At 45.8% G+C, this 11,022-nt stretch carries 5 protein-coding genes and 1 pseudogene; all 6 read right to left on the minus strand.

The window, feature by feature from the left end; genetic code table 11:
* Positions 1–53 precede the first annotated feature (53 nt).
* Positions 54–3,818 carry a cellulose synthase subunit BcsC-related outer membrane protein gene (locus R7Q11_RS15950; protein ID WP_161441527.1) on the minus strand — a complete coding sequence of 1,255 codons (3,765 nt, stop codon included), beginning with the start codon at positions 3,816–3,818 and terminating at the stop codon, positions 54–56.
* Complete coding sequence (gene bcsZ, locus R7Q11_RS15955) at positions 3,809–4,915, minus strand: cellulose synthase complex periplasmic endoglucanase BcsZ (protein ID WP_225466569.1); 1,107 nt, start codon at positions 4,913–4,915, stop codon at positions 3,809–3,811. The genes R7Q11_RS15950 and bcsZ overlap by 10 nt, the downstream gene beginning before the upstream one ends.
* Positions 4,915–7,200, minus strand: coding sequence for a cellulose biosynthesis cyclic di-GMP-binding regulatory protein BcsB (gene bcsB, locus R7Q11_RS15960; RefSeq protein ID WP_225466570.1), 2,286 nt, complete (start codon positions 7,198–7,200; stop codon positions 4,915–4,917). Before bcsB ends, bcsZ begins: the two co-directional genes overlap by 1 nt.
* A pseudogene (gene bcsA / locus R7Q11_RS15965) lies at positions 7,190–9,824 on the minus strand (UDP-forming cellulose synthase catalytic subunit). The gene bcsB and the pseudogene bcsA overlap by 11 nt, the downstream one beginning before the upstream one ends.
* A gap of 3 nt (positions 9,825–9,827) precedes the next feature.
* Entirely contained in the window at positions 9,828–10,607 is a 780-nt protein-coding gene (bcsQ, locus tag R7Q11_RS15970; RefSeq protein ID WP_005382068.1) for a cellulose biosynthesis protein BcsQ, read from the minus strand.
* Entirely contained in the window at positions 10,604–10,801 is a 198-nt protein-coding gene (locus R7Q11_RS15975) for a hypothetical protein (RefSeq protein ID WP_021034149.1), read from the minus strand. The genes bcsQ and R7Q11_RS15975 overlap by 4 nt, the downstream gene beginning before the upstream one ends.
* Between the last annotated feature and the right edge of the window lie 221 nt (positions 10,802–11,022).

The raw sequence follows: 11,022 nt of genomic DNA on the forward strand, positions 1-11,022 counted from the left end.
ATTCTTCTAAGAATAAGACAACAAAGGCCGGGATTTCCGGCCTTTGTTTTTTGTTAGAAGTCGCTATACAACGTTGGTGCTGCTGGCGGATACTCTATTGGTTGCCAACGATCATTAAAGGTGTACTTGGCATAAAGCATGAAATGGTTTGGTGTATAAAACTCAGAACGTTGTACATCGACTAACGCACCAAGATACCAACGTTTGCTGACTCGCTTTTCCACCGCCGCTTGCAACGACGTACCAAAACCACCACCCTTGTCTGACTCCGCTACTGTCGATAAGTATGGCGCGTCTTCCTTAGTCCAAGAGTTAGAGACGGATGCACTCAATTGATATGACCAAGAACTGTTGTATCGGCCATAAAAGTTGATAGGTAAAGACACCGAGAAGTAACTTTGCGGGCTGTAGTAGCCACCGTGACCTAGCGTGTACTCACCCAGATTTTTGTCGTAATCAAGGTACATTAAGTTCGTACCTATACTTAAACGCTGGTCATCCGTTGCAATTAACTTGTAGTACGCTCCACCTAGCACGCCTAAACGAGTGTTGTCCTCAACCTTTTCACCAGTCAAAACATGATACTGCAAGCTACTCCAAAAACCGTAAGGGCCACCAATGTCCCAACTTGAGCTCAACTTCACACCAGTACGAGCAACTCCGCCCCATTTAGTCCCTTGAGGGTCAGTCGTGCCGCTAGGGACAGACATTCCAGCATAAGAAAGCGCGCTACTGGTCTCAGGGCGACGCGAAGCTTCTGCCGTCCAACCGAACTCACCCAGGTCCCCATTGATGCGCACACCACCAACCCATGTGGTATGGTCGAAACCAATTGGTGTCGTGCCGATATCGACCAACCAATCTTCAGCCTGCCAGCCCACTCCAAATGCCATACCTGATGCGTCATTTTGGAACGAAGTGCTGTCAGAATCGGTGGTTTTTTCATAATAGTCCAACTGACCTGAATCGATAGAAACATAATCGGCTTTTAGCAACAGGTGCCCATCCCAGCTCTCTATCGGGATTCGGGCTTCTATGGGCACTTGATTCGAAGTATTACGGCCATCTCGTGCACTGTAATCCCAGCCAATCATGACATGCCCATCACTCCGATCATGCAGTTTATCGATGTCCGATTTGACGTTACGAGTCAACCAGTAGTCGTCAGCAGTATCATATAGCTCGCGTAAGCTTAGGGGTTCTTTTTTCGCCTCTTCAGGTTCACGATTTTTATCCATTCGGTCACGATTTAAGGCTTGATAGGCGCGTGTTTCAGCTAACGCCCACTGTTGATTTTCCATTGCTATAGACATGCTATTGCGAAATGCTAATGCGTCAGCATCAGGCATCGCATCCAACAACTGATTTAGCGCATTAGCGTCATTTCGATAGCCTTGTTGATTAAACACCGCGGCCACTGTCATCAACTGTGCCGCAGTTAAGCTATCGCGCTTTTTATTCAAAATGAGGTGCATGTCGTGATACGTCGCTTCATACCCAGTCAAAGCACTAGCTTGCAACATGCCAATTTCTGCTTGAGTTTTAAATGGCTCAGGCTTTAAAGAAACTTGTTCATACAAATCCAACGCAAGCTTAGGCTGTTGATTAACCAGCATCAGATCCGCTTGACTCAACAGTCGACGGGTTTTGAGTTCATCAAGCTGTAATGCTTCCGAAGCACTTAAATCTTGTGTTGCGGAATTTAATGCTAAGTCCGCGTACCAACGATCAAAATCTTCAAAGTGATTCAAGCTTACCATCATGCTGCCGTAAGCCAGTTTGTCATCGGTTGACCAATCTTCTGAAAGCGAAATGTTTTGGAAAATCCTCTCAGCTTCCTTAACTTCATCAATGTCTAACCACGCACTCACTAGACGAGCGAGCGGTTGAATTTGACCTTGATAATCCGACTCTAGCGCACGTAATATCGCCATTACTGATTCGGGAGAAGCTAAGTAACGCGTTTGAATGTCTCTCAACTGAGCATCAAGCTTCAAGCGGGTTAAATTGCGCTGCATTGCGTCTGTCATGTCATGTTGTGCGATACTCTCTAGCTCAGCGATGGCCTCATTCACGTTGAAGTCCTGCGCGAGATAAAGCGCGTAAGCAAATTTCATTTCAGGGTCATTACTAGATGTAGCCCAATCGGACATCAGCGTATCCGCGCGTACTTTGTCGCCCATTGAATGAACCACGTCAGCAATATCAAGCCTTAACCATGGGGAGGTTGGCTGTAGCGCAATCAATTCCTCTACGGACGCTTTCATCGTTGCCTGATCATTTTGAGCGATTGCGATCCGCAGACGAGTCAAAATAACTTCCGACTTGATGCTCGCTATTTTTTCAGCGACCACTTTCTGCTGTGGGGCTGAGTAACTGCGCGCGAGTGCTTCCGCGCCAGACCAATCTTGCTGCTGAATACGAACATCTAAGCGACCACGCAATGCAGAGCTATTGCTGCTATCCAGTTGCAAAGCTTGTTTGAAAACCTTCTCTGCCGCGGCATAATTTTCTTGTACCAGATACAAAGAGCCTAATGATGAATAAGCATAAGGTTGGGATTTATCTACTTGAATCGCTTTTTGATAAGCGCTTTCTGCTTGCTTAAACTGGCCTTTTTCGACCAAGGCATCACCTTGATCAAGATACGCCCAATATTGAGAAGTCTCGATTAGCGCTGCCCATTTTGAGGCCGAGTCAGGATTATGATCTAAGTGCTGAGCCTGTTTAAAGTATCCGAGCGCTTTTTGTTGCTGCCCTCTACGTAGATAAACCTTACCCATAGCACCAAGCAATTCAGGATCTTGCGGACGAGTCGTCAACGCATAACGCAGCTGAGCTTCTGCTTGGCCGGTTTTATCTTCCTCGAGCAACGCTAACCCTTTGAGCTTGGCGAGATAAGTGGGGTCTTTGCGTAGTTCCTTTTCCTTTTTCCAGCGATCTTTCGCGCTTTGATTCGCTCTTTGTATCTCCATGTCAGACGGGTAGTAGCTAGCTAAGATGGCATATTGCTGAACAACTTGATCTGAAATAGGCAATTGATCCAATGCACGCAACCACGACGTTGCCGCATTTGTTCCAACCGAAGGAGCAAGCGCTAACTTTTTATAGGTATCGAGAATCCATGGATCAGCAGGATTCTCTTTGCGAATGTGGTTGGCTAACGCGAGTTGAAAAGACGGAACACTAGGATAATTTGCATTTAAACGTTCCAGTCCCTGTTTTACCGAGCTCCAACTGCCTGGCAAATTACTTTGCAACTGTAGGAATTCCAGTTGTAACGCTGGTGATGGCATTCCATTTGGGAAAAGGGCTTTGTAAGCTTGAATCGCTTCATCGTAACGACCAGATTTTGCAAGCAACTGAGCGCGCTGATAATCCGCTCTTTTCTCTCCCTGAATAGCCATAATCGATGACAAGTTTTTCGCTTGAGTCGAATGAGGCGCCTGTCTGATTAAGCGCTCAAATACCGGTTTTGCTAATTCTGGCTGCTTACGTTTCAGATACATATTCGCTTGATAGAAAAGCCCCGTTGGATTGCTTTCTTCAATCGCGAACAGCCTCTCCAGAGTACTCTCGACAATATCATCTCGGCCAATCGCATCCGCCAGTTTTAGCTGCTCAACCAACCACTCAACCGAGTCAACTCGTGCTAATGATGTGGAAAATTGAACCAGCTCGATAGGCTTGTAGACCTGTGCGAGCTGCGACTTTGTCAGAGGTTTTGAGCTAAAGCTTTCTGCATGCACAGTGCCGACGCCACCAGCCGCCAAAGCAACCAGTGGAATCCACCATAACACGCGTCCTGTTACTGACATCTCTCGCTCCATACAGGAAGCAATTCACCTTGCACACCAAAACGGTAACGTTCTTCATGCCAACCAAGCCCAAATAGACTTAATACGTTGTCGTAATAATGATCGTTTTTGTCCACCACAAGTTCATTTTGAGCACGACGAAACTGCGTCTCCAACAGCGTAGATTCACCAGAAGCCGCGAGTAACGGAAGAGCCGCAGCAGAAAAACCTGCGCTTCCTGCTTGGGTATATTTACCCGTTTCAGTATTTACTTCTCTCGCTGGCGCACCAAGGGCTTTGGTTGCCGCGACAAACGGCTGCATTTTTTGTACTAATACTGCTTTTTCTGAAACTTGGTCATTTAGCATACCCGCCCAAAGATAAGTGCGGATCGCGTTGTAACTGCCCATCGGCCCTGTAACCACATCTGAGCTATAACGACCATTTCTCAATGCTGCCCAGTCTGGGCTAAAGCCAGCTGGCATCGTTTTCTCTAGCATGTGAACACTTGCCTTGTACATTGAATCCCAGTTGTATTGCGGGTACAGCGACTGCATACGAGCAATCAGTTGTAACGGAACATAACTCGGATTCACACGGTACTGGCCGTCGGCATCAAAGCCCGTTGGAGCTGGCAACAATACCGTTCCAACTCCCGCTATGTTGACGCTTTCTTCACGTAAAATACGACTCGCGATCAGATGTCCAAGGGTCTGATAGTAGTAGTTATTCCATAATCTCCCCGCCTCAACAAGGGAGTAAGCTATCCACAAATCTGAATCTGACGCTGGGTTAGAATCCAAGACTCCGAACTGACCATTTTCTTTTCTTCCCCACAACCAAGCAGGAAGCCTTGCCGTCAAATCCCCACCAGCCAAATGTGATTGAGTCCATTTTAAAACCTGATCGAAGGTTTTAGGGTCATTGGCAACCAAGGCAAAGAACAATGCGTAAGATTGGCCTTCCGAGGTTGTAATCATACGCTCGTCACTGCCATCAACGACTCGGCCTTGCTCCATGTATACCGACTTAAATGTTTCCCATTGTGGCCACTCGCAGGTGTTAGCCCACAAGTAAGGAGACACGAACAACATAAGGAACGAGATGAGTTTTTTCATTATTCCTCTTCCTCAGTTTTTTCTAAACGTCTAGACGCGACTTGACGTAATACGCGCCAAAGCACAATGGTTACGATCACCACTAGCAAGGCGGCAAAGCACGCAACGATGACTGGGTGATTAGAGAAGTGATACCAAACGAGCTGCCACACAGGAAGCTTACCGACATAGTAGTGCGAACCCACGTTGTAGCTTGCTACTTCGTTATTTCTCAACGTCACCACCGAGCCAAACATGTGCTCCACTTTACCGGAGTCAGCCAACGCGCGATCAACCGACGAAAAATCTGACGGGTGAGCCGCCATAATAGAAATGACGCTGCGTTTTTTCGTAAATGGCGATTCTGCACCATAAATAGCAGCAAAAGAGCCTTCTGCCTCGACAGAAACATAATCTGCGGCGGCTTGACGAGCATCACTTGGACTCATCCAGTTCATTCCGAGCTGCTTTTCATTTTTGCTTGGTAGGCGAATTTGTCTCTGACCCTCTTTAACCACTAAGTTAACTTGGTCAGGATTATTAGCGGCTTCTTCTAATGCATCCACAACACCAATCGTCAGGATATCTTTATTTTTTAGTTGCTCAGCATTCCATTTATCTGTCAAAAGCACCTGAATACCTGGGTACCCAGAGTCACGTCCCAATGACCCCATGACGTTTAAGAAGGTTTGCAACACTTCTTTTGGAGCACTCTCTGGAACAACAATAGCAGTTTCTGACAAATCAGCCATGCGAGTGTAAGGAAAACCGGATGTAGCAAAAGCGCGCATATTTGGCATTTCGATGTAGTGGGGGAAACCACTAAAATCAACCGTAGAGTCACCATCAATAACCGCGTATTGCTTACTTGGCTGCGTTACCTGGCACTGCCCATCGGTCACCGAAGCAAAGCCAAATTCGAACTCGATTCGGTTTTGACTACCCACCTTAAAAGCCGGAATGCGAACAAACGTATCACCACTTAGAATGCCATCATCTAACAAAGGAACACGTATACGGTTAGATTCTCCACCTTGACCTTTTGTGGTTAGGTTGAACGCCTCAATGAATTGGTCATTAATACTCAAAGTCAGACGAGAGCCGGAATGATCCGCAGCAGGCGGTGAATAACGATAGTTAAGATCCATCGGTATACCACGGCTTTGCCAAGTAAAGAGATCGGGTGGTAAACGCAAACTTACGTTGATTGGTGGAGGCGTTCGGCCTTCCACTTGCAGCATGCTTTTTTGTTCGACTAACTCAGACAATGCAACAGGACGAGCCGTACTCACCCAGTTTGGCGCATCGTACGGGACTCGTGGTTTGATTTGTTTGACTTCATTAATCTTCGCGATTGGTCCAGTAAGAAGTTGGTTTCCCAACGCCAAACCTTGCACCGCAATGTTAAGATCCTTACTGTCACGGCCTGTCACCAGAAGAAACTTCACGTACGGGTCTGTTGGATGAGTGATGACTTGAAGACGAGGGCCATCCGTGTCTGGAAAATCTCTCAGAAACTCAGGTTTGTTGTCATTGGTAACAAAGACAATGGCGTTGCGCTTAGGTAACGTGTCGACACTAAAAGGGAATTGAGCACCACGCCAACCCGCAAGAGCACCAAAGTAAGAGCTCAAGACACCGGCAGCCTTGACATCATCTAAATCGTATTTGCTACCCATCACGACAGGCAGATTTAACTGGCTGAAATCACGGACATCAAAAAAAGGAGCCGGTAACAAACTCAAGTCACTTTCCAGCACTGTCTTTTGAGCAAGCATCTCAATTCGACTACTTTGGCTAATCTCAGCCCAAATGCTCGAGTCATTGGGATTAGCACAGTGTTTCTGAGTATTCCCTATTAACTCAAAGCGAATTTGGTTGTAATTACTAAAGTAACGAGTGTCCAGCGGCATAGATAAGCTCAACTTTTTGCCTTGCTGGCCATCGACGATTGACGCTACTCCCATAAGTTCGTTGTTCAAATACACTTTGACGTGAGAAACCAAAGAGAGCAACGCTGGCGAAGGTGTGATATCAAAGTGCAACGTTGCTTTAGATACCACCTCATCGAGTCGCGAACCGAAACCAATATAAGCACTGGCCTCACTACCTTGGATAGCAATTGAACCACTGTAACCTAATTGACTAAATGGGATGACGCGCTTAAACACGGTCGAATCTTCAGCATCTTGCTGTGCCAAAGGCGTTGCTTGTTGCTGACTTACTTCTTGTGCCGCGAGACTGCACGACATACACATGAGAGTGATAGCCGTTGTCAACGCTGTTAGTTTTTTATTATTTAGCATGACTTGAGGTCCTGATTGGGACATAACGAGGTCTTAGTGACCAAATAAATTCGATACAAAATAAAAGTGCATTCACACTGACCTGAACAAACTTAGGACAATGTTGCAGCAAGCGTTTGTATCCATTAAAGCCGACTTGCAGTACAGCCTGCATACTCGATAGAGGTTTATCTGATTGATAACCTTGTTGCCATTTCGCCCATGTATCTGCACGTGCAAATGTACATTGGACGTATTGGATTCGTTGTTGATGAGACAATTCGTTGAGTTGTAAACCAAATATCCCCTTATGAGCATAGGCAACCGTCATAGGGAACACGAATTCTTGGCCACCTCGATTGAGGATCACTTCTAAGGTTTGACCGAGTAAGTAAGCACAGGTTGGTTCATCGACCCCGTCAATTTCTATGCGCACGCCCCCCAAAGAGAAATCCTTCATCTGCGCTTGTATTAAATGCCCAGAATTAAGCCTAACCGCGACAGGAATCGCCACCTCTACTCGGTGATCTTTTCGCACTTGTTTAGCTTCTACTGCAACCGCAACGGCAGCACCTAAAATCAACAGGTTGTACATCGTCCATACGAGATTCACGATAACTGTACCGATTTCATTTTGAGGCCCCCACCCCATTCGGTAAATCCCTACAGCGAAGCCCAAAATGTTGAGTGCAACCAAAACCAAATATGGTCGAGAGATCACCCAATCGTAGTGAGACTTTTCAACCAAACCGCCTTTTGCCGTTACGTTGAATGTCCCTTTATGGGGCGCAAACAAAGCCACCGTTGTTGGCCTTGCGATATACCAAGCAAGCACGGTTTCGTATACCTCACCCCAAAACGAATAACGGTAGTCACCCTGCATACGAGAGTTGGTCATGCTGGCGTGAATCATGTGGGGTAATACGTACAAAATGATCGCCAGCGCTGGTGCATAAATCACGTAGGAATGCAGCAACAAATAAGCCAAGGGTGCGATCAGGAATACAATCCTCGGGATACCAGATAGAAAGTGCAGCATGGCATTGACGTAACAAAGCCGTTGAGAGAGCTTAAGCCCCTTTCCAGTCAATGGATTATCTACCCTAAATATCTGCGCCATCCCGCGAGCTCAACGAATGCGTTGCCCAACATGTGCAGACAATGTTTCTGTCGCCAAACCAGCAGAAATCGGCTGCTTAAGATATGCAGAACGATAGCCTAAACGGTGCATGCGCAGAGACGTGTGCGCATCTTCCGTCACGGTTTCGACTGCAATACCACCGACTTCCTCTAAAGGCTCTCGACGTAAAATAGCGCACGAGCCACAGAAGAAAGTCGCATCCCATAAGTCGTTACCATCTTGAATCAGGCCGTAAAACAAGTTGCCTTCGTTTGGCACGTTACGAAAGTTCGATAAGTTACGCTCAAAAGGATCCGGTGAGAAAAAATGGTGCGGCGTCTGAATAAGCGCCAACTTTGGATCTTTCAGGAACATCCCCATTGTGAGCTGAAAAAAATGCTCGTGTAGGAATATGGTCACAGTCAAAAATCGCAACAAACTCACCGCTGGTCTGCTTCAACGCATAGTTAATGTTACCGGCTTTCGCATGTTCATTCGTTGGGCGGCGGATGTAGTTCACCCCTACACTTTTGGCGAAATCTCGGAAGCTATCACGCTTGCCGTCATCCAGAATGTGGATGTTAAGTTTGTCTTTCGGCCAATCGACACCTAACGAGGCATAAACCGTCGCTTTCACAACATCGAGATCTTCGTTGTAAGTAGGGATCATCAAGTCAATGGTTGGCCAAGTTGACTGATCCGGTGGCATCGATACTGGTTTGCGATTCAATGGCCAGATATTTTGGAAATAGCCAAGCATCAGCACAATCCAAGAATACGTCTCAGCTAGAAGTAAAACGCCCCCTAGAAACAAAGCAACAGGATCGTCCCAGTTCAGGGTAGACGAATAACGCCACCACAAGTATCGACATGAGGCCGTAACCGACAAGATGATCAAAAGCATGGTAGGAAAACGACCCGGCATGCGACGGACCATCATCGCTAATGCCCAGAGTAACAGCACAAAGACAGTCTGAGCCTGATAACCAAATGGCACCGTAAAACAAAGCAAAGCGATTAACACCACGAAAAACAGCAAAGTGTAGTTCAACGCCATCGCGGACTTACTTGCTTTAATACGCTCTCGAACTTGTGGATCTTTGATGTTGTTCGCTGTCTGTTCTAACCAGCGGACGCCTTTTGCAACCACTTCAAATGGCAAGTAGAACGCATTGCGAATTTGCTCGGCTAAAGTCATCGCTAAGCTGCTGGTTTTTTTGGACCATGCTGTATTTACGTTTTGCCTGAAGCAAAGCAACCACACGCTTTGGATAATAAAACGTACAGGATCAAACCATCTTGGCGCAGCAAAATTAACGTTTGGATAGTAAACCAAAGGCAGTTTCCATGAGGGAACACCCGAAATAACCGGCTTTAAAAATACAAAACTCAATGAAAACCAAAAAGACAAAGCACACTCACCAACCCAGTTTGTTTTACAATTCCAGGCTTGCTCGTAAGCGTTCTTCTGCAGTCTGAATTGATCCACTACCCAACGTTGGAAAATCAGATTAAGACTTCGCATAAATTAGCTTTGGTCCTGAGCGCTTGATAACGCTGATACACACCAAAAAGCAAAAGACTGAAAATCTTTTGCGGCTTGGCTCGATGGCGAATAGTGTTGAACGGTCGTCAGGTTTGCCACACATTCAAGCAATGCCGTATCTCGATGAATCGAAACAGGAATCAAGGATTCGCTAAGTTCCTTTTTCAGCACCAACATGAAATCACGACCAATTTCGGTTTCTGGCTGATACTTATTCACCAAAAAACGTAATTTGTCAGAGCGAAGCAATCTCGATAGCTCTTCATGTTGTAGCCAAGATTGAAGAGTGAGATAACTCAGGGCGTCTGCCGTTACCACCACCACAATCATATCCATTGAGTCGACAAAAGATCGCACTTCAGGATCAGTAAGCTCTGCTAAGTCGGCGTGAAAAAGCAGCCACTGCTCACCACGGTTTTCGCTCACTTGCAACGTCATTTCACCTAGCATTGATAGATAGTGAGAACGCTCATTAAAAAACGCTTTTAACTGCTCAGAATTCAGATGGCCAAACGGTAAAAAAAGTGCACCTTGTGGGCTTTCATAACCAGCCTGGGTCCAAGGCTTATCTAAAAGAAGTTGTTTCGCCCAGCCTCCTTGCTCTTCCCTCGGCAAGCCAAGATGAGCTTGCAGTAAACTATTAGGCACCACCTCAATGGCCAGTACCTGTTTATTTATCTTAACTAACGCTTGTGCCAAATTCGCAGCGACGGTCGTTGAGCCACAGCCGCCTTTTAAACTAACAAATAGAAGGCGCTTCATATCGCTTCCGTTTCTGAATTTTTCTGCGTATTACGTACCAAAGATAGAACATTACGAGCACCGTTGGCTTTGAAGACTTGCCACTTATTTTTAACTTGTACGTAAGACTCGTTTTCTGTTGTTTCAATATACGTGTATTGAGTTAAGTTATAAGAAGAGTAGATCGAATTAATATCTTTTGCAGACTCAGTCATAGAATTTTTCACAATGTAACGGAGCTTAAACTGAGATAACAGCAATCCCGCCACTATCATTTTCAGTATAAATTCCATTGTTAAAAAATTGACGCATCGACCTATGCGTCTCATATTTATAGAACGATGATGAATGTGAATAAGTTTATTTATAGCCCATATAAATAACAAAGGCCTAAATAATATTTAACTTCAGAAAAAAGGATTACAATAATGAATTG

The organism is Vibrio sp. 970 (genome assembly GCF_033339075.1).